This is a genomic window from Archangium lipolyticum (genome assembly GCF_024623785.1).
In the GTDB taxonomy this organism is placed as follows: domain Bacteria; phylum Myxococcota; class Myxococcia; order Myxococcales; family Myxococcaceae; genus Archangium; species Archangium lipolyticum.
Map to the genome: position 1 here is coordinate 1 of NZ_JANKBZ010000011.1, position 21,340 is coordinate 21,340.

Genomic DNA, 21,340 nt, shown 5'->3' on the forward strand with positions numbered 1-21,340 from the left:
CGTCTCGGGGGTCCACCTCGGCCATGCTTCTGCTACACCACGTCTGCCGTCCCCTTGTCCAGCACCACTTCTCCGGTCACCTCCCCTCTGCCTCCTCATCAACCGAGCCTGGGCGGTGAACGGTTACAACCATTGAAGTACCTCGTCCCCGAAGGGGGACAGTTAGAAGGGATGAAGCGGCTCCGCGTGGCGGGCCATCCAGAGGGGGGCCTGCTACGCTGGCTCACCAACTCAGGCAGCACGCCGAACCTGGTTGTGCTTGATGTTCCAGCGCAGCCGGTCAGAGGGGGGCTGGTACAGCTGGCCCGACCTACCCTCGATTAGTCCCTCCGGCGGGAACCCGCGCCCTCTTCAATGAGAGGCGAGGGTTCCACATCCGCCATCACGGCGGCCAGACTCTCGGGCTTCAACGGTGCGTCCCGCCGCCAGGATTCCAGCAACGCGGCGCGCGCCACCCGCTGGAAGAGATCTGAATACGAATAGGGAACGGGCCGCTCGCTCTGCTTCACCAGCCGGTTGATGTCGGCCACCGTGTGTGGGCACCCCGTGAGGAGTTGCTCGAATATAGCCCGGCGCTCGGTGGCTCCCGGGCGGGAGAACTCGAGTACGAGCGCGGCGCGGCGTCGGACCGCAGGATCCAGCGCACCGATCCGGTTGGTGATCATCACGACCCCGAGCCGATGGTCCTCCCGCTGCAGCAGGTCGAGCTGCTTGATGAGCACGTTGAGGCCCGCCCGATCCTCGTGGTGCGCCTGGAGCTCCGCGCGACTGAGCGCGAGATCGTCAGCCTCGTCAATGACGAGAAGCCCGTAGTCCTTGCGAACCTTCGCCTTCGCCTGGGCGAAGGCGTCGGTGATACGAGCCGAGAGCTCGCCCACCATGCCGGTCCCACGGATGTCGGAGGGCGTTTCGAGCACCACCACCTTCGACTCCAGCTCTTTCGCCACTGGCGTGCCGACCGAGGTGGCGAGCGCGGTCTTCCCACAGCCCACCTCACCGCTCAAGATCACGAGCGGCGTTGAGCGCCGGGCCAACTCCGCCAGGGGCAGTCCGTCCGGATGGTGGCGCTTCAACCACTGCTCGAGCCGCTCCGGTGCGAGCAGGAGCAGTAGCTCGTCCCGCAACTGCTGCTTCTGCATGTCGATGCCGAGGAGTCCATCGAAACGCTCCTGCGCCTGCTTCGAGGGATGCACCGATTCCAACAGGTTCAATGGAGCCATTACCAATCCCCCACGCGATTGCGAATAACGCCATACCCGTCGCACGAATAGGCGCGGTCCCGCGTCTTCTCCCCCTTCAGGTAGGCGGCGGGAGAGGTCCAGTTCCGCGCCTTGATCTCCGCCTCGATCTCGTCCGGCAGCGGGCGCTTGAACAACACGACAAGTGAGGCCCTGGTGCCATCCGGGAACTCATAGAGCTGCATCCCTCCCGACCGTCCCGCCTCCTGGAGTGAGCCGTCATTGCTAACGTCGTAGTGGAACCCGCGGGGGCGCTGGCCCGGCGCCTCAAGCTGGAGCTCGAAACTGGAGGTCACCTCGTTGGACAACATCCAGATGAGATCATCCCGCCACTTCGTGGCGCTCTCGTGGGATGTGAATCCGCGCATCTCGAGCCCCGTGATGTCCGCGAAGATGTGCTTCATCACTTCGCGGACCCGGGCCTCGGTGGCCGTGGAGCTCATCGAAGCCGTCCGCGTTTGCGTGTACGTCATGAATTCTCCTCGCAGTAATGCTTGAAGGGATTGCCAAACAATTCGACGAGCGACTCCAGGCTCTCGCTGTCGTCATCCCGGTGGTCCGCCGCGATGGCACGGTTGATGGCGTCGAAGCCCTCCTCAAGCCAATCTCCGAGCTCCTCAATCTGGAACGAGTTCCACTGCGAGACGATGTTGTTTTCGGCGTTGACGGGGTCGAGCACCGTCCAGAGCGCGTCGGGCGACGCCCGGGGCTTGGGGCCGAAGTCGGTGAAGGCCACCAACTCCCTCCGTCGCACCGTGCCAGCGAGCAGATCAAACCAGCGCGCGAGGGTGCCCGCGTAGGTCTCCTCGACCTCGCAGCGGTTGTACGCATGCGCGCACAGCAGGTCGAGCAGGATGGACGGCACGTACTCGATGACACGGGAGTGGGCCTGACGGAACTCCCGCCACCACTTCAGCAAGCGGACGCACTCGTTGAAGCGGACGCGGCCCGGCAGCTCATTGCTCGTGCGGTTGTGTCGGGTAACGAACTCGATGTGCTTCTGCACGGAGGTTCGGCGCCTCTCGCCGTCGCCGCGCAGCAGGATCTGCGCCTCGTCGTCCCCGGGGATCGCCAGCATGGGGACCAGGTCGTAGCGGAGCTTGCTGGCCGCGAAGTCCAGTTGGATGGAGCTCTTCGTTCGCTTCCGTTTCGTCTGCGGATAACAGGTGGCGACATAACGGTCGAAGCGTCCGAGGAGCTCGTCGATCCGTGCGCCGTCCTCGTCCTCGGGCGAGATGACGAACGGCAGATCCACGTCCTGTCCCTCGACCGCCGAGTCACCCAATAGGTGTCTCCGCAAACCGGTCTTCTTGGCGAACGATCCAGAGTTCGGGGTGGATCGCACGGTCAGTCCGTCCTTCTCAGCTTGGTTGACAATCCGCTCTCGAATGTCACCTGACTGTTTGATGATGAGATCATCCTTGTCACCGCCGCGGATCCAGTCGACAAAGCTGCTCATCCGGCGGTGCAAGGTGCTGCGCGTGCTCAACTGTGTCATGTAACACCTTTCATGAAGGGTGCATCGAGGGTCGCTCCGTGTGCACTCACCCGTGGCTCTTCGCCTCCTCGTTATTTGAAGATCTTGATGGAACGGCGACCCTCGAATGCCGCCTGTAGACTAAGCCGCCACTTGTAGCGGGGCCGCTCCGAGGGAAGGCCGTAGTTGTAGACGAAGCATTCAGGCAACCAACTCGCAGTGAGCGCGTCCCCCAGGTAGAAGGCCAGACTCACGGGGACGGCTGCGAAGAGGTGCACACTCTCTGGACGGCGAGCCGGCTCCCGGTTGGCGGTGATGTGTTTGTCGAGCGTCTCGCGAATCAACTGCACGTAGGCTTTGAGTTGCGCCTCACGCCGCACGCTGCCCCGCCCTGTCTCCGCGAGCGCGAAATGCAAGTCCAACATCACGTCCGAGTCAGGAAACACATGCCGACACTCATCCATGTCGATGCGTGCGGACACCGAAACGCAAATCCGGGCGGCCTTTCCCGCCCCTCGCGTCTGCACGTCCACGTTCAGCGGCGGAGGTGGGGTGTCCGATCCGGGCTCCCACTGGAACCGGCCCGAGATGTATTCGAAGACGTGCACCTGTCGATTCTTCGCCAGATATCCCGCCAGCACCGCCAACGGCACGAAGGGGAAGCCGTAATAACCGATATCGGCATCCCGCTCCGCGAAGGTACGCCGGAGTTCGCCATCCCTCGCCGCCAGCCTTTTCACCTCCGCCTCCAGGTTCCTCCAGTCGCGCTGTTCCAGCCCCACCCTCTGGTCGATAGCCACGATGCGAGGCTCCCGACCAGCGAAGAGCGCAGGCGCATCCTCCGGCCCAGGCTGCTCGGTTGTCGGCATGTAGGCCTCGTGGCGGATGAGGATGAGCGGCCGTTGCGATGGAACCGGTGCGGGTGGCGGTTCACTGGAGGGGGTGAGCCTGTCCTGGGCCCGGCCACCTCCCTCTTCCGTCTGAGTCGATGCGTTCGACGGTGCAGGCTGGAGCAGCACTCCCGCCGCGCCGGCGCGCATGTACAGGGCAGGGGTGCACCATTCGAACGAGTCAGGCACCTTCGACCGCATGGCCAAACGGCCTTCGGTGACCGCGTCATCGATCGGGGCTCGCTCCGCGAGGCGGGTGTAGAACGCCGCAGTGAATGCCATCGCCGCCCGATCGGAGATCGCGAACTGCATGGCGATGACTGCAGCGGCTCCCCCGGAGACCAGCGCTCCAGCAACGCTCCCGTGGCCATGGACCGACAGCGTCCCGCGCGCCGACTGGCACGCGTTGAGGACCACCAACCGCGGAGCAGTGGGGCGGCCACTGAAGAGCTCCGCGATGTCCTGCGCGCGCAGCGGGGCGGGTTCCCCCTGCTCATCCCGCAAGTAGACCCATCCGCTCCCGGTGTCCTCATCCACCTTGCCGTGCCCTATGAAGTGAAGCACGTGAGGGAGGAAGACGCGGAGCTTGTCCCGCAGTTCCTGGCGGGTGGGCATGTCCAGGGACTCGCATTGGACACCGGAGATGCTGGACAGGGCATCGGTGATCCTGTCCTGCTCCGCTTGGTACTGGAGACCGCCATACCCGCGCGCTCCTGCGCGGACCAGCAGCACCCGTAAAGGTGAATCGAACGTCGGTAACCGGGACGGTTGTGTCACATCTAGCGAGCGGACGATCGACAGACGTTGGTCCAACGCCGCATGGCGAGTCGGGGAGACAGGGGGGATCCGCAAGACATCCCAGGGAAACTCGGCGAGCCACGCGAGTTCGGAGTCACAAGGGTCGAAGTGCAGGAAGAGGCGCAGCCGCTGCTGTTGCTCATCGGACGAGAAGAGCACGCTGCCAAGCGAAAGCGTCAGGACCTCGCGTACCCGGCCTGGCGGGCAGATTGCCTCGTACAACTCATCACCGAGCCGCGCGAGCTCAGCGTCGACTTCCGCGTCGCATGATCTCGACTGCAGCAATGCCTCCTGAATCTGGAGCTGCAGTTCCCGTAGACGAGACAGGGGAAGGCGCAGCGTCGTGGGCGCGCTGGCCGTGCCGACGGAAGTGGAGTGCACGGTGACACGGTACGAATCCGACCTGCTCTGCGTGAAGTGTAGGTGAACTTCCTTGTAGCTGTTCATGGAGTACGAGGGAGGAGCCGGTTTCAGGACTTGAGTCGAGTCCTGGCGCAACCTCTTGCGCATTTTTGCCCGAAAATGTTCGCGACGAATCTTGGCACGAGCGCGTCCGCACGCCACCTGAATGATGTTTACGCGGGAGCGTAAACATTTTTCCGGCAATGACTGACGAGACAGCGCTGCTCTCGTTGCTAATTTTGATTCACCATGAACGAGCTGAATCAGAAGATCATCAACGAGACGAACGCGCTCGCCGCGGAGTACAGGCAGAAGTTCATCGGAGATCCGGAGGGCGAGTTGCGCGCCTGGCTCGAGATCGCGGCGCGCCGGGAGGCGCTCGTGTACCAGGTGTATGGCGAAGCGCAGCGCAAGGTGCGCCTGCCCGACCCGCAGAGCGGGGCGGAGCGCGCGGCCTGGGATACGTTGACGGAGATCTGGCAACAGGAGGCGATACACACGGAGTTGACACGTGCGCGCCTCTCCTCCGGGCTGGTGAGCCTCGGGGGCGGGCCGCTGGCGCCCGCGGTGCTTCAGACCATCGGCGCGCTCGAGGGGCGGATGCTGTGCAGCCTCACGCCGGCGCAACCGACCTTGGGCCGGGCCCTCGCTCGGTTCTGCGTCATGGCCGGAAGCGTGCTCGCCCCGGGGGCCGTGCCCGAGTTCACGCGGGAGCTCGGCACGATGAACGCGCGCGAATTCTTCGAGCTCGCGGCGACGTTGGAGCTGACCGCGAGGCAGGCCTACCGGCGGATGCACGACTTGTTGAGCTCGCTGCAGGCGAAGCGGGAGGAACCCTCCGTGCAACTACAAGGGCTCCAGCGCGAGTTGCATCTCGCGTACCTCGACGAGGACTTCCACGAGAGGGCCTTCCTCCGGATGACTCGCTGGATGGACGCCGCCGGACGATTCAAGCGCGGATTGAGCGAGCGGGAGTGCGTCCAGCAGATATGCGATCTGCTGCCACAGGCGCCGGAGCCCATCCGGGGGACCGAGCCTCGCGGGAATTCGACCTACGTGGTGACGGACGGAGGGATTGGCGCTCTCGCCAGGCGGCACGGCATCGAGCTCGTGGTGGTTCCGGAGGAGTAGTCCATGTTCAACGCGAGCAGTGAATGGCTGGACAGAATGAGGAGCGTCGGTGACCCCGGCGTGGACGAGCTGCTCACCGAGCACGTCGCGACCCGGGGCCCGGAATCGCTGGATCACTTGCTGCGGGAGTTGTTTCGCACCCAGCGGATGTCCGAGGCCGATCCATTGGTGCGTAGCTACCTGACGGCGCTGCCCCGGATCGATCTCGTCAATCGGGACGTGATCACCAGAGGGCAGCACCTCTTCGGTCTCTATGGACCGGAGGTGCTCATGATCCTGGGCTCCTATTCCCTTCCATTGGCCTACGCTGCAGGCCACGGCGTCCAAGTGGTTTATCGTTCACGCCGGCTGAAGGATGATCCCATCCGCCGTCTCTGCGACACGGCGCAGATGGTCGTGAATGTCATGCAGCCCGGTGAATTGGACGAGGGAGGAGTGGGTTGGCTCGCGACGCGCAAGGTCCGGCTGATTCATGCGCTCGTGCGACGGCGGGTCCAGTTGGATGAAACCAACCCCTGGCGCGCGGAGTGGGGGCTGCCGATCAATCAGGAGGATCAGGCTGGGACGTTGCTGACCTTCTCCATCGCCACCCTGCACGGGCTCAGGAGAATGGGGGCGAGGGTGACATCGGCGGAAGCGGACGCGTACATCACGGCGTGGTCCGCGGTGGGGCGTCTCCTCGGAGTGGATCCCTCGCTCCTGCCCTCGAGCGAGGAGGAGGCGACCCTCCTGGCGCTGCGGATCGGCGGGCGCCAGGTCCGCCCCACGCCGGAAGGACGTCAACTGACGGCGCAGTTACTGAACTCCGTGCAGACGCTGTTCCCTGTCCCGGGGTATGCCGCGAGCCTTACCCATTTCTTTCTCCAGGATACGGTCTTTGGAAACAACGTGGCCGCGGCGCTGGAACTCCCGAAGGCGAACTGGACGAGGTGGTTGGTGACGGCCAGGGCGGCCCAGAAGCGGACGATCCTGCGCTGGCTGGACTGGGTTCCGGGGGCGCGGCGACGTCGCAGTTGGGTGGCCAGACAGTTCGCCCAGCGCATGATTCTCCACAAGCGCCCGGATGCGGATACTCCCTTCGAGGTGCCGCCGACCTTCAGGAGGAGTTGGGGCCTGCACGCGGACAGGTAGCGCCGTTGCGTCAGTCTGCTTTGGCACGAGCCGCGCCACGGCAGACCTCCAGCAACTCCTTCCGGCTGCGGACGCCCAGCTTCGCCTTCGCCCGTCCCAAGAGCACGCGCACCGTCGAGGGAGCGAGCCCCAATTCGTAGGCGATCAGCTTGTCGTGGTGCCCGAGCTGGGCGTACCCGACGATCTCCTTCTCCCGCTTGCTCAATAGCGCCGGGCCGGGCGCGATGGGCTCGTTCTGGCGGGCGATGATGTAGCGCTCGCCGTTCTGCTCGATCTGGTCAACCAGCGACCAGCGCCCGGCCACGAGCGCCTTCCTGATCGCCAGGGATTTCTCCGGGTCTTTTGTCCGGAGGGGCCCCCGCGACTTCTCGAGCATCAGCACCGCGCGCCGCAAAAGGTCGCGGGCGTGCTCGCTTCGCGCTTCCCCGGTCGCGTCGTGGATCTTGCCGCTGGGGTCGAAGATGGCTTCGGGTTGGGCGTCGGCCCGTCCCGACGGGAGCCCCTTCAGCGCGTGTCGCAAGCGAACGGCGGTGGAGAGGTGAGCGGCGATACGTCCCCATTGCCGCACCTGCGCCGCCGACGCCCGGGTGAGCCGCGACCGGCCCGCGTGAAATCCACAGCCCCGTCCGGAGGGCTCGGCGGCGGTGATCCAGAAGGAGTCGTACATCCCGAACTTCTGGGCGTACTGCTTCATGTGCGGCTCATCCAAGAACCCCCGCCGCATTCCCATCATCTGGCTGCCGGTGATGCAGGGCCCCATGCGGAAGGGCCGTTGGCGGATTTCGGGATCCATGGTCTGGAAGATGGTCGGGTAGAGCGCCGCGAGCTTGTCCGGAATGCCCAGATGGCACCGTTGCACCACCTCCGGCAGGCCATCTCCCGGCCGGTAGAACTCGAAGGCGGCCACTCCGAAGCCGTCGTCGAGATGAGGAAGCACCGCCTCCGCAAGCCCCGCCAACCACGCGGCGTCCTCCAGATCCACGCGGTAGGCGGCCTCCACGATGCTCAGTAGATCAGCTTTGGCCATGCGACTCCCCCTGGGGAGACCTCAATCATACTCCGCGTCGAGGGCTGAGAGGAGGAGGGCAGCCCCGGCAGCACCTGGCGACGGTTCTCACACCAGCTTCTGGGCCGGGTAGGGCAGCTCCAGGGTGAAGGTGGCTCCTCGCCCGGGCCCCTCGCTGTGGACGGACAAGGAACCGCCCAGCTCCTGGGCCGCCAGGGCGCTGGAGTGCAGGCCGAAGCCGTGCCCCTCCTCGCGGGTGGTGAAGCCATACTGGAAGATGCGGGTGAGCATCTCCGGCGCGATGCCCATGCCGTTGTCGTGGACCTGGATGCGGACGCCCTGGGAGGCGGTCCGCTCCAGCTTCACCGTCAGGAGCCGCTCGCCCGGTGTCACCGAATCCATGGCGTATTTGGCATTGCTGACCAGGTTGACGAGGATCATCAGCATCTTGTGCTTGTCCGTCATCACGGGCGGCAGGGACTCCATGTGCCGCTGCACCTTCACCTGGTGACGGGAGAGCCCGGCCGAGTTGATGCGCAAGGCGTCCTCCACCAGCTCCGACAAGGAGACCTGCTCGTGCAGCCGGGGCGTCCGAGCGTAGTTCTGTTGCACCTTGACGATGTCGCCAATGTGCTCGGTGTAGCGGCCCACGTCATCGAGCAACGAGAGGAGCTCCTGGCGCTCCTCAAGCAGGTTCTCCCCCAGCTTGCCCAGGAAGGGCAGGAGGTGCCGCCCGCGCTCGTCCTGGGTGAGGAAGACCGCGAGGTCACCCTGGTGCTCCTCGAGCATGTGGGCCACCCGGCTCACGTGTTCGAGCTTCATGCCCGTCATCCGCTCCTTGGCCACCTGGGCCGAGGTGTAGACGCTGTTGAGCACGTTGCCCACGTTGTGCAGCACGTTGGTGGCGATCTCCGCCATCCCCGCCCGGCGAGCCGTCTGCACCAGATGCATGTGGACGTCCTTGAGCTCGCGGGTGCGCTCGTCGACTCGCTGCTCCAGCCCTTCGTTGGCCTGGCGGAGGGCCTCCTCGCGCCGCTGGACCTCGTGGGCCATGAGCTGGAAGGCATTGGCCAGTTGCCCCAGCTCGTCCCGGCGAGAGGTGTCCAGCGCCACCGCGCCGGTGAAGTCACCGGCCGCCACCTTGTCGGTGGCCTGGGTCAGGTTCTTCAGTGGATGGGAGATCTGCAGCTGGAGCACCTGGTACATGATGGCCAGCTCCAGCAGCAGTGGATGGTGCGCACCATCAACTCGTCGAGCAGGACATCGTGGCCGATCGTCGCGACATGACGGCCGTCCAGGTCCACCGGCGTGGAGACGGAGACCATCCATTTCTTGGAGACGGGCTCCGGATAGATGCCGGTCCAGAGGGTCTGCCGCCGTGGGTTGTTCTGGGGGAGGGAGAGGGCGAAGTCCTCGTAGCCCTCGGTCGAGAAGCCAGCCTTTTGAACTCCTGGCTCCAGGTGGGAGCCCTCGGCAGATAGCCCAGGAGCGCGCCCTCCGGGAGGGTGACATAGGTTGTCCTGAAGCGGATATGGAAGGCAGGCCCATACCGGGTGAGCACGTCGTACGGGCCATGAACCGGGCACGGAACGCGTCATCGAGGGCCACGTGCGGAGCAATGAAGCCCTGAACCATCTTCGTACCATCGAAGTGCTCAAGCCGGTTGCGGATCGTCCCATCGGGCATCCGTACGAACAGGCCATCGAAGCGGTCGCTCACGTCCTCCCGAGGGAGGGCCCGGAGCCTCTCCTCGAGGGCCGCCCTGAGGGCCGCGTGATTGTCCTCCGCCAACACGAAGATGGACTGCTCACGCTCACCGCGCTCCGACACATACTGCTGCAACTGCACGAGGGTCTCGGTGCGCAGGGTGTGGCGCAGGTGAATGTAGCTGAAGAGCGTGGACAGGGCGATGATGACCCCGATGCCCACGCCCATCTTGAGGAGTGTTGAACGGGCCAGCGAGGCTCGGGAACTGGATGCCGGAAGCATGATGACCCAGTCTTCCTATAGTGAGTGCCGAGGCAGCGCATGGAAAGGATGCGAGGCTCGTTGAGGGAGCGGGCTGGTGGAGGCTGTGCAGCCCGCATGGGGCACACACCTCAGGCCGTGCGCACGCGCTCCGCGGCATCGCGCCGTCTGGGGGCGGCAGGCATCTCCGCGGCCGGTACGCCGACGCGAGCGAAGAAGAAGCCCCGGCCCGGTGGCAGACCCAGCTCGGTGATGAGCTTCAGGCGGGGCTCCGGGTGCTGCACCATGACGCTCACCGGGTGCAGTGCCACCTCGCGAGCAGCCAGTGCGAGCCACGTGGCCAACAATCGCCCCCCAGCTGCCACCTGAGCGGCCTCCGAGGGCTCCTCCTCATGGAAGTGAAGGTACAGCAGCATCCCCGAGCGTTCGAGGAGCGTGCCGGACTGCCGCGCCATGGACCGCGCCAACCCGAGCGACCGGAGCACCCGCATGGACGAGGGCGACAGCACGACCCGCAGCAAAGCCTGCAGCCACCCGGAGAGCGGCTTCGCCATGAGGTGCGTGATGGGCAGACCGGTCTCGGCCTGGCGGATGACCTCCGGACCGAAGCGGATGTGGGCATAGGTCTCGTGCCACGCCGCCTCGTGGGTGAACTCCAGGGCGCCGTATCGCCTCACCAGCTCGCCCGCCCGCGCCAGGACACCCCGATCCGTGAGGGTCACGAGCCCGCACACCTCACTCGACTCCGGAAAGGCCCGTGACCTGGCCGCGCATGCCGCCTCCACGATCGAGGAATCGAGCGGTTCGGAGCGGTATGGCGAGCGGTTCGTCCTGCGCGCCGCCAGCAGCGGCATCAGTGCCGCCGCCCCGGCATCCACGGGCGCGGGCGTCAGGTGCAGCACCGCGAGCGGCTCCCATGGGGCCAGCAAGCGCACCATCGCGGGAGGCACACCGCCCATCCGCCAGCGGACGTCGGCCCGGACGCAGCGTGCCGCCAGGGCGATGGAGAGGGCTTCCACGTAGATGCCACCACTCACCAGCATCTCGGTGCGGTGGGCCGGCAGCGCGCACAGGCATCGAGCGGGATCCAGTGCAACCACCGCGTACACGCCCTCGCCAGGCGCGGCACCAGCTCCGGCGAGAGCGCGGTGGGCCTCGTCGCTCGTGAGGAGCGCCAACTCACAGGGCTGCGCGTTGTGGGAGGACGGTGAGAGCGCCGCATCGCGGGCGGCCTCGCGCAGGAGCTTCTCCAGGGTGGGGGTCTCCATCGCGGCGCAGTCTGTCCGCGGCGCGCTCTCTTTTCCAGGGGCTCGCACGCGCTCTCGCAGCGCCATCGCCCTCCCCTGCCGCCGTCAGAGCGAGCCGCGAAAGTCTTGAATCGTCCGCAGGGCTTTACGGATCGCCAGCTCGACTGGCGAATAGGAGCCATCCAGCCGATCGAGCAGCAGCGGCTGCGTTGGAAGCAGCGGCGGCTGAGCGAGGAACCGCGGTCTCGTACCGTGATGGGGCTGAGCCGAATGAACAAGGAAGGGATGGCAGAGATAGACGGTTCCCGCGTCCCCCATCGCCAGCGCTTCCGGCGAATCCGCCGTTTCGGCGAAACCGTTGGCGGCCAGCTCACGGAGGGTCAGACCGGCCTCTCCCGCTGGCGCCAATCTCCGGGCAATCTCCAAATGGGAGCCGACCCGGATCCGAGTGGGCGCATCCTTCTCTCCGACGTCGGAGAACAAGAAGAGCATCAGCAGAGCCCGTCCCTTTGACGTGACGTTCGAGCGCCAGGACATGAAGTCAGGATTCTCGGTGCCAAAGCTAACATCGATGTGCCAGCCGGCATCTCCGGGGTCCTCTGAGGAGGGAAAGCGAATTGGGAAGGTGCCGAGCATACCGCAGGGTGCCCACCGCCCCGGTCCGACCAACTGGTCAAAGGCCTGATGCAGCACTGGCGTATTGGCGGCCTTGACGAAAGGTGCCTGTCCATACTGGTTCAGCCGAATCACCGGCCTGGTCCAGGTGGACGGGTCATCTGGATTGCATCCAGTGTCCCGCCACAAGATGGCACGGGCCTCGTCGGCCAGTTGCCGGGGAAAGGCCTCGTCGAGCCTGACGAACCCATCATCGATGAACTGCTGAATTTGCGCGTCGCTCAGCATAAGTGCCCAGCTTCATACCCGCATTCGCCGCGGACATGAACTCACGGCATGCCGTTGGGAGGTCAGGTCCACGGCGGCAGAGCCGTCCCCTGCTGCCGTCAGAGCGAAGTGCGAGAACCTTGAAAGCGCCCGTCAGGCCGTGTGGTGGTCGCGAACAGAGGGGAGAACCCAGTGAATCGAAGCAACACGCGTGTCACCACGCTCGCCGCCGCGAGCGTGTGGTTCGGCGTCATGGGATGTGGAGGCTCACATTCTCAGGAGCCGGGAGTCGATACACAGAAGTCCGTGGCGCGGGCGTTGAGCGGCAGCCCGGATTTCTTCATCCAGCAGGTGGTGAGCGAGGCCTCCAGCGCGGGGCCAGACTACGGGCCGCTCGTGAGAGTCACGGTGTGCAACCGGGGCACCCAGAGCGGCGCTCCCGATGAGGTGGATTTCGTCCTGTCCCAGGATGCGCTCATCACCCCGGGTCAGGATACGGTCGTCTATGACTTCTGGCTGAGGAGGACGCTGGTGCCGGGGGAGTGCACCACGATCGAGACGCGACTCAGGACCACGTTGGCGGCGGGGACATGGTTCCTGGGTGCGATCGCCGATCCTCATGGCTCGGTAGCGGAGCTCGATGAGAGCAACAACACCTTCTCCGGGGGCCAGGTGACGGTGGGCTCGAAGCCAGACTTCGTCGTCCAGTCGGTGAGCGGACCCGCCAGTGGCCTCACCGGCCAGCCCCTCAAGACGAACGTCACGGTGTGCAACCAGGGCACCGTCGCGGGCATCGCCTCGAGCGTGTGGCTGGTCCTGTCCCCGGACGAGGTCATCACCAGGACGGACCGTGTCTTCGGCTGGACCACGCTCACCTATCCTCTCTATCCGGGGCACTGCATTCCGGTGTCCCTCGAGGGCAGGATGCCCGCGGTCTCCGCGGGGGCCTGGTATCTGGGCGCCTATGTCGATCCGGATGACCGGCAGTTGGAGATCCTCGAGACCAACAACGGGCGCGGCACGCTCGTGGGCGTGGGCTCCCGGCCCGACCTGACCGTCACCGGGCTGAAGGGGGCACCCCAGACGGCGGCACTCGATGCGCCCCTCGGTGTCGACGTCACGGTGTGCAACCAGGGCACCGCCTCCTCCGTGAGCGCTACCCCGGTGGAGGTATTCCTCTCCCAGGACGCGACCCTCTCCAAGGAGCAGGACTTCTTCGTAGGTGGGACCTCCGTGGGCGCGCTGTCACCCGGAGCCTGCACCACCGTGCCGCTCGTGGGGAAGGCCACCGTGCCCGCGGCTTCGCAGGGCGAGCTCCATCTGGCCGCCATCGTCGATTCCTCCAACACCGTGCTGGAGCTCATCGAGAGCAACAACGCCTTCGTGGCCGGCACGCTGGGGGTGGGCAACGCGCCGGACTTCGTCGTCACCCGGGTGAAGGGGCCGACCTTCGCGAGGATGGACACCTCCCTCGCGGCGTCCGTCACGGTGTGCAACCAGGGCACCGTGGAGGGGAGCACGGAGGTGGACCTCGCTCTCTCCAAGGACGCGGTCATCCTCCCGGCGGCGCCGGTTGCGGGCGATGGTGACATCTTCCTGGTCCGAGCGACCACGCAGTCGTTGAAGCCAGGGCAGTGCCAGACGCTTCCAGTGACGGCCCCGGTGTCCCTGCCCTACTCGGAGGGAGATGGGGAGTACCACCTGGGAGCCATCGTCGACCCGCGCAACACCCAGGTCGAGCTCCTCGAGCACAACAACACCCGTGCGGTGGGGGGTGTGGGGATCGGTGAGGGTCCGGACTTCGTCGTCCAGTCGGTGAGCGCGCCGTCGAGCATCAAGAACGGAGAGGTGTTCTCCGCGACCGTCACTGTCTGCAACCAGGGAACCACGAGCTACGGCGCGCTCGTGCAGCTGGGCCTGGAGTCCAGCCTGGATCCCCTCGATCCGTCCTGGGGCCTGTTCATGACCAACGATACGGGGTCGCTGCCCGAGGGCGAGTGCATCCCATTGACGTTCTCCGGCCGCGTCTCCCTGGGCGAGGGCGCCTACCACCTCGTGGCCGTCGTGGACCCGCATGATTTCTCGCGAGAGCTCATCGAGAGCAACAACGAGCACGTCGAGGGGCTCGTCGGAGTCGGCGGCCGGCCGGACTTCGTCGTCTCGAAGGTGTCGGGGCCCTCGGGCGTGAAGCCGGGAGAGTCCTTCTCGACGGCCGTCACCGTGTGCAACCAGGGCACCACGAGCGGAGCGACGGGCGTGTCGCTCCTGCTGTCGTCCGATGCGGACCTCGTCTCACCCTCGCCGAGCGGGTCTCGGCTCATCGTGAAGGAGACGGAGGTGGGCCTCCTGGACCCGGGTGCGTGCACCGAGGTCCAGATGACCGGCAACGCCTCCCTCCCGGAGGGTACGTACTACCTGGGAGCCATCGCCGACCGGGCCAACTCGGTGAAGGAGCTCATCGAGACCAACAACGCCTTCGTGGACGGGCAGATGGGGATCGGCAGCCGGCCGGACTTCACCGTCAAGGCGCTGTCGGGACCGGCCGTCACGCGACCAGGGGAGTCCTTCCGTGTCTCCTTCACCGTGTGCAACCCCGGCAACCTGGAGGCGGGCACGGACGTGTCGCTCCTGCTCTCCCGGGACAAGGTCATCACCGTGCCGGGGACTCCGGATGAGGAGGAGGATGTGCTCGTGGGCGGCGCCCCGGTGGAGCCTCTCGAGCCCGGTGCGTGCCGTCAGTTGACGGTGGAGGCCAGCGTTCCCACGGCCGCGAACCTCCCGGTGGGCGAGTACCACCTGGCGGCCATCGTCGATCCGCGGCAGCTCCAGGCCGAGCTCCTCGAGAGCAACAACGTGTCCGCGAGAATCGTGCTGGGCGTGGGCCATGCGCCGGACTTCGTCGTCACGGCCGTGCAGGGAGTCCCGAGCGCGATGCAGGACACGGTCTTCACGGCCTCCGTCACTGTGTGCAACCAGGGCACGAGCGACGGTGATGCGAACGTCGTACTGGTCCTGTCCTCCGACAAGGTCATCTTCTCCCGGCAGTCCTACGGATACCCGGATTACTCCTCGGGCTGGATTCCCACGGAGATGATTCCCGCGGGGCAGTGCATCACGCGATCGCTGTCGGCCTACGTCAGCAGCTCGCTGACCGATGGACCCTGGTACCTGGGCGCCGTCGTGGATCCATACAACACCCGGGCCGAGCTCTTCGAGCGCAACAACACGCTCGTCGGAGACGTGATGGGCATCGGCTCCAAGCCGGACTTCATCGTCACGAAGGTGGCCGGGCCGTCGAGCGCGAAGCCGGGAGAGCCCTTCACGGCTTCCGCCACCGTCTGCAACCAGGGCACCGTGAGCGGGGACTCCCAGGTGACGTTCTTCCTCTCGGAGGACGAGGCCATCGCCCCATCCGACCTCTCGCTCACGAGCGTGTCCGCGGGCTCGCTGACCCAGGGAACGTGCACCACCGTGTCGGCGCGGACCAGCACCTCCCTGTCCGGAGTGGCCCGGTTCCTGGGCGCCATCGTCACGCCCGTCACCCCTGATGGGGAGTTCATCGAGAACAACAACTCGCGCGTGGGCGAGCGGGTGGGCTTCGGCGACGCGCCGGACTTCATCGTCACGCACGTGACGGGGCCGGCGAACGCGAAGCCGGGAGAGCCCTTCACGGCTTCCGCCACGGTGTGCAACCAGGGCACCGTGAGCGGCTCCACGGACGTACAGGTGTTCCTCTCCTCGGGGGATCAGCTCCAGCCGCTCGGCCTCGTGTCGGTGGGGATGCTGGGCGCGGGGCAGTGCACCACGGTGTCCCTGCAGCTCACGGGCGCTCCCGAGGGGTCATGGCACCTGGGTGCCATCGCGGATCCGCTCCACACCCAGGGCGAGCTCGTCCCGGGCAACAACACGTACGTGGGAGGCGTGCTGGGCGTCGGTGAGAAGCCGGACCTGGTCATCCGAGAGGTGACGGCACCGGCGAGCGTGTGGCAGGGAGACTCCTTCTCCGTGTCCGTCACCGTCTGCAACCAGGGCACTCTGAGGGGAACCTCGGACGTGGAGATCGTGCTGTCACCCGACGGAGCCGTTCCTCCGTACCGGGCGACGAGCGCGGTTCTCGGCACGTTGTTCCCGCCCGAGCTCGCGCCAGGGCAGTGCACCACGGAGGTGCTGACCACCTCCACCTCCTGGACCCAGCACCAGGGCGCGTACCGCCTGGACGCCGTGGTGGATCCGTCCAACCACCTGCCCGAGCTCATCGAGTCCAACAACACGGCCGTGTCCGACCCGATGGGCGTCGGCCACTCGCACGACTTCTTCGTCAAGGAGGTGTCGGGCCCGGCGACTGCTCGTCCGGGAGCGCCGTTCAGCGTGTCCGCCACGGTGTGCAACCAGGGCCTGGGGACGTACCCAGCGGATATCGCGTTCGTGCTGTCGGCCGACGAGAACCTCTCGCTCCCATCGGGGACCTCGTCCCAGCCGGGGAGCAACGTGCTCCTGGGCCGCCGCTCCATCCCGGACTACGTGGAGGAGGGGCAGTGCGTTCCCGTGTCCATGGAGGTCAGCACGTCCCTGGAGGGCGCGTGGTACCTGGGCGCCATCGTCAACCCGGACAAGTCGCAGTTGGAGTTCATCGGGAACAACAACACGCGCGTGGGCCAGCGGATGGGGCTGGGCCTCCTGCCGGACTTCGTCATCAAGGAGGTGTCGGGTCCGGCGAACGCCAGGCCCGGAGGTGCCTTCACGGCCTCCGCCACGGTGTGCAACCAGGGCACCGTGAGCGGCTCCACGGATGTGCGCTTCCTGCTGTCGCGGGACGAGGCGATCGTCCCACCGGGCACCCCGCTCGCCGAGTGGGACGTGCTGCTCGGGAGCACGAGCGGCGGCACGCTGGTTCCGGGGCAGTGCGCCACGGTGCGGGCGCCCGTCCAGACTCCCTCCGTTCCCGAGGGCGGGTATTACCTGGGGGCCGAGGCCGTACCGGTCAACGGCCAGCCGGAGCTGCTCGGACACAACAACACGCGCGCGAGTGGCCTGGTGGAGGTCGGCAGCCTTCCGGACTTCCACATCACGGCGGTGACGGGCCCCGCGAGCCATGATCCGGGTTGGGTCTACATCAAGGCCTCCGCCACGGTGTGCAACCAGGGCACCGTCGTGAGTGGTTCCACGGACGTGTCCTTCTTCCTCTCCGCGGATGCGGTCATCACCGCGCCGGGGCCACAGGGTGGAGGAGACACGCTCCTGAGCAGCGCGTCCGTTGGAGCGCTGGCGGTGGGCCAGTGCACCCAGGTGTCCGTCTCCGCTCAGGTTCCCCCGGTGACCGAGGGGCCGTATCACCTGGGTGCCCTCGTCGATCCCTCCAACGGCACGCGGGAGTTCATCGAGGACAACAACGCCCGAGCGGGCGACCCGATGGGGATCGGCCACGCGCCGGACTTCATCGTCACGGCGGTGACGAGGCCAGAGAGCCAGAGGTCGCCGGAGAGCGCCTTCACCTCGTCCGTCACGGTGTGCAACCAGGGGACCGCGTGGGGCTCCCCGGAGGTGGCACTCTTCCTGTCGCCGGAGGTGAACACCCCGTCGTCCCAGGACGTCTTCCTGGGGTCCTCCTACCTCGGGCACCGTCCGGGGCCGGATCAGTGCGTCACGGTGCCCCTGCGGGCCTCCTTCAACCGGCTGCCCGAGGGGAAGTACACCCTGCGCGCGGTGGTGGATCCATCCCACGCCGTCCAGGAGCTCCTCGAGGGCAACAACACCTACGTGAGCGGCCAGATGACCATGGGTTTCCAGTCGGACCTCACCGTCCAGTCGGTGACGGGGCCTTCGAGCGTGGAGGCGGGGTCGTCCTTCCGGACCCTCGTCACGGTGTGCAACGAGGGCACCGCGGACTCCATCACGAAGGTGCAGCTGCTGCTCTCCGGAGACGAGGTCCTCACGCCCGCGAACCAGCCCGGGGGGGACTGGCTGCTGGGCAGCGCGTCCGTCGGCCAGCTGCCACGAGGGCAGTGCGCCACGGTGCCGGTGTCCGCCCAGACCACGGGCCTCCCCGAGGGGGTGTATCACCTGGGCGCCCTCGTCGATCCGCACGGCGAGGATTGGGAGTTCCGTGAGGACAACAACACGAGGGAGCAGGGCCTGTTCAGCATCGGCTCCGGGTCGGACTTCGTCATCACGAAGGTGACGGGGCCGGAGACCGTGACGCAGTGGACGCTCTTCCCCGCGTCCGTCACGGTGTGCAACCAGGGAACCCGGGACACGTACGGGGAGGTGGAGCTCGTCCTCTCCCAGGACACCACCATCGCCCCGCCAGGCTCGGCCGGGAGCGACGACCTCTCCCTCGCTTCAGCACCCTTGTTCCTGATGTCCGGTGCGTGCGAGAGCACGGCGCTGACGCCTCATGTCCCCGTGTCCGAGGGGGTGTTCCACCTGGGCGCCATCACCCGCTCCGAGAACCTGGTGCCAGAGCTCATCACGAGCAATGACACGTTCCTGGGAGGCCGGCTGGGGGTGGGCGACCAGGCGGACCTCGTCATCCAGAATGTGTCCGTCCCGGCGCGGATGCAGCTCGGTGCCACCGTCACCGCGTCCGTGACCGTCTGCAACCAGGGCGCCACGAGCACCTATTCCGACGTGGAGCTCGTGCTCTCCGAGGACAGGGACATCCGCTCGTCGTTGTCCCCGTTCAGGGACATCCAGCTCGCCAGCGCATACACCTACCTGCCAGCGGGACAGTGCACCCCGGTCCAGCTGTCCGTGAACGGAGTCTTCGCCCCGACGGAGGGAGGCTGGTACGTGGGCGCCATCGTGGATGTGCAGGGCAACACGCCGGAGATCTTCGAGGACAACAACGTGTACGTGGGCCCCGAGGTGAGCGTGGGAACCGGACTGGACTTCGCCGTCACGAAGGTGGTGGCGCCGGGAAGTGTCGTGCCGGGTGAGAACTTCCAGGTGCGCGTGGACGTGTGCAATCAGGGAGACGTGGCGGGCAGCACGCGAGTGGATCTCGTCCTCTCGTCGGACACGACCCTCATCCCCGGGGAGGGTGTTCCAGGGGATGTCTTCCTCGGCAGCGCCCTCACGAACACGCTGAGCCCCGGGCAGTGCGGGATTCTGATGTTCTCGCCCTGGACCTCGATTCCGCCCGCCCTGGCTTCGGGGGGTTGGTATCTGGGCGCCATCGCGGACCCGGACGGCCAGCAGCCAGAGTTGCTCGAGGGCAACAACGCGCTCGCGAGCGACCTGGTGGTCTGGGGCAACAACGCGCGAGCGGGTAACACCGTGCTGGTGGAGCCGTAGCCAGCAGGAGCACCAGGTGGGGCCTAATGTCGCCGGGCGTGAACTTCTTACTCCGAAGAGGTTCCGCCCGGTGACACGGGCGTTCGACAAAGTGGAACGGCCGCCGATTTTCAGCGCATGCTCCACGTGCGCACAGCGATCGATGACCACCGCGCGACAAAGGAAGGAAGAATGGCGAACATCAAGGACCCGGAAAACACCATCATCATGGAGACGACGAAGGGCAAGGTCGTCATCGAGCTTCGCCCCGATCTGGCTCCGGGCCATGTGGCCCGCATCAAGGAGCTGACGCGGGAGGGCGCCTATGACGGCGTCGTCTTCCACCGCGTGATCTCCGGCTTCATGGCGCAGACCGGCGACGTCAAGTTCGGCAAGTCCACGGGCCCCGACTTCAACCCGAACCGCGCGGGCCAGGGCGGCTCCTCCAAGCCGGACCTGAAGGCGGAGTTCAACACCGCCAACCACAAGCGCGGTGCGTGCTCGATGGCGCGCGCGCAGAACCCCAACTCCGCCAACTCCCAGTTCTTCATCGTCTTCGACGACGCGTCCTTCCTGGACCGTCAGTACACGGTCTGGGGACAGGTGATCGAAGGCATGGAGAATGTCGACAAGATCAAGCGCGGCGAGCCCGTCGTGGATCCCGACAAGATCATCTCCATGAAGGTCGCCGCGGACATCAAGGCCTGATCGGCGGCACCGCCAACGCTTCGCCGAGGCAGGTGCAGAGGTTCTCCTGGCACCTGCCTCGGTAGCACCCCGCTGGCCCTGCCGCGCCGGGCCTACGAGGCGCCAGGGTGGAGCGCGCCCTCCCGACGCGCATCACCAGGCGAAGTCCTCCTCGACGAGCCGCAGGTCCTCATCCTCGACGAGCCCCTCACGATGAACTTCGTCCTGGGTGCGCTGCTGGTGCTCGCGGGCATCGGGCTGGTCAGCGGGGAGGCATGGCTGCGCCGCCTGCTGGGACGGGCCCCAAGCGCATGACTCCGACGGGAAAGCCAGGAGGAAACTCCGCCCGTGTCCAAGCTGAGCTCGCTCGTTGCCGGTGGCTGGCATGAGGCGCGCGGCGGGGCTCGATTCCACGCCGCGTCCGCCCAAATCGTGCCATCCATGAAGGAAACCTCGCCTTGTCGGACCAAATCCTGAGGCTGAACGCCAGAGGGCTGGCGGGTTTTCTCCTGGTGCTCATAACGGCCCTCGGTGCCCAGGCTGAGCCGCCCTCTTCCACGCTCCCTGGCCGTAAGCCAGACTCCAGGGAACCCTGGGGCGCTTTTCTTGGCAAGGCCGCACATGAAGTCATTGGCATAGAATACACTTTGCAGCACCCCTCCAGCGTCGTCTTCCTCAACACCGCCAGCCTCTCCATCATCGTAAGAGAGGGGAAGTTGGGGAACCCCGAGCGTCTTTCAGAATTCGTGAGGTTCTTGCGCCCGGACATCACCGATACCCGTCTCCTCGTACTGTTCGAGCTCAAACCGGACGATGAGGAGTCGCGCAGGGAAGGGAGAGAACAGGCGGGGCGATACCTGGCGGCGCTCAATGAGGCCGTCAAGCCCGACAAGAAGCTCGTGGGAGGCATTGGCTTCAAGGGATCCCTCTTTCTCGAATTCGAGAACGGGGGAGCACTCTGGGCCTTGTCCTGGCACACGCCAGAGCCCGGGGTGACTTTGTACCGCTGGAGCTACCGGCGCAAGAAGCCTCATGCTTCATGGAAAGAGCGAACGGCCCAGAAGGAAGAGGAGCTGCCCAGGGAAGAAATAGAACAACGCGGTGAGTTGGTCGAGCAGGCGATCCGGGCTGCGTATGACAAGGGCGAACGCCCCAAGGGCTTCCAGGGCCAGGTCTACCTGCCCGTGGACTGCCGCTGAGTGGGCGGGAGG

General features: G+C 66.3%; 12 protein-coding genes and 1 pseudogene. 5 read left to right on the top strand and 8 right to left on the bottom strand.

Going from position 1 to position 21,340, the window contains the following annotated elements:
- Positions 1-320 precede the first annotated feature (320 nt).
- The 4 genes from NR810_RS23420 to NR810_RS23435 form a co-directional block, all read right to left on the bottom strand.
- A complete protein-coding gene (locus NR810_RS23420; RefSeq protein ID WP_257455525.1) occupies positions 321-1,220 on the bottom strand; it encodes an ATP-binding protein in 900 nt (299 codons plus the stop codon).
- Positions 1,220-1,711, bottom strand: coding sequence for an HORMA-1 domain-containing protein (locus tag NR810_RS23425; RefSeq protein ID WP_257455527.1), 492 nt, complete (start codon positions 1,709-1,711; stop codon positions 1,220-1,222). Before NR810_RS23425 ends, NR810_RS23420 begins: the two co-directional genes overlap by 1 nt.
- Complete coding sequence (locus tag NR810_RS23430; protein ID WP_257455528.1) at positions 1,708-2,736, bottom strand: CBASS oligonucleotide cyclase; 1,029 nt, start codon at positions 2,734-2,736, stop codon at positions 1,708-1,710. Before NR810_RS23430 ends, NR810_RS23425 begins: the two co-directional genes overlap by 4 nt.
- A 71-nt stretch (positions 2,737-2,807) precedes the next feature.
- Positions 2,808-4,850, bottom strand: a complete 2,043-nt coding sequence (locus tag NR810_RS23435) for a CHAT domain-containing protein (RefSeq protein ID WP_257455530.1) — start codon at positions 4,848-4,850, stop codon at positions 2,808-2,810.
- A 204-nt stretch (positions 4,851-5,054) separates the two neighbouring features.
- On the opposite strand from NR810_RS23435, the gene NR810_RS23440 reads away from it, so the two are divergent.
- Positions 5,055-5,936 carry a hypothetical protein gene (locus NR810_RS23440; protein ID WP_257455532.1) on the top strand — a complete coding sequence of 294 codons (882 nt, stop codon included), beginning with the start codon at positions 5,055-5,057 and terminating at the stop codon, positions 5,934-5,936.
- 3 nt (positions 5,937-5,939) lie between these two features.
- Positions 5,940-7,067 (top strand): oxygenase MpaB family protein, encoded by a 1,128-nt coding sequence (locus NR810_RS23445; protein ID WP_257455534.1) that lies wholly within the window; start codon positions 5,940-5,942, stop codon positions 7,065-7,067.
- Positions 7,068-7,077: 10 nt separating this feature from the next.
- Here NR810_RS23445 and NR810_RS23450 read toward each other — a convergent pair whose 3' ends face one another.
- The 4 genes and pseudogenes from NR810_RS23450 to NR810_RS23465 all read right to left on the bottom strand — a co-directional run bounded on the left by NR810_RS23450 (position 7,078) and on the right by NR810_RS23465 (position 12,191).
- Positions 7,078-8,094 (bottom strand): helix-turn-helix transcriptional regulator, encoded by a 1,017-nt coding sequence (locus NR810_RS23450; protein ID WP_257455536.1) that lies wholly within the window; start codon positions 8,092-8,094, stop codon positions 7,078-7,080.
- An 87-nt stretch (positions 8,095-8,181) separates the two neighbouring features.
- Positions 8,182-10,008, bottom strand: a pseudogene (locus tag NR810_RS52845) (sensor histidine kinase).
- Between the two features lie 164 nt (positions 10,009-10,172).
- The gene (locus tag NR810_RS23460) at positions 10,173-11,309 is read right to left on the bottom strand and encodes a hypothetical protein (RefSeq protein ID WP_257455538.1); all 1,137 of its coding nucleotides are present in this window, start codon (positions 11,307-11,309) and stop codon (positions 10,173-10,175) included.
- 84 nt (positions 11,310-11,393) lie between these two features.
- Complete coding sequence (locus NR810_RS23465; RefSeq protein ID WP_257455540.1) at positions 11,394-12,191, bottom strand: phytanoyl-CoA dioxygenase family protein; 798 nt, start codon at positions 12,189-12,191, stop codon at positions 11,394-11,396.
- A 171-nt stretch (positions 12,192-12,362) separates the two neighbouring features.
- Between NR810_RS23465 and NR810_RS23470 the strand changes: the two genes are divergently transcribed.
- The 3 genes from NR810_RS23470 (at position 12,363) to NR810_RS23480 (ending at position 21,328) form a co-directional block, all read left to right on the top strand.
- Positions 12,363-19,463: a CARDB domain-containing protein gene (locus NR810_RS23470; protein WP_257455542.1), complete on the top strand. Its 7,101-nt coding sequence runs from the start codon at positions 12,363-12,365 to the stop codon at positions 19,461-19,463.
- Between the two features lie 171 nt (positions 19,464-19,634).
- Positions 19,635-20,150, top strand: coding sequence for a peptidylprolyl isomerase (locus tag NR810_RS23475; protein WP_257455544.1), 516 nt, complete (start codon positions 19,635-19,637; stop codon positions 20,148-20,150).
- A gap of 437 nt (positions 20,151-20,587) precedes the next feature.
- A complete protein-coding gene (locus NR810_RS23480; protein WP_257455546.1) occupies positions 20,588-21,328 on the top strand; it encodes a hypothetical protein in 741 nt (246 codons plus the stop codon).
- Positions 21,329-21,340 lie beyond the last annotated feature (12 nt).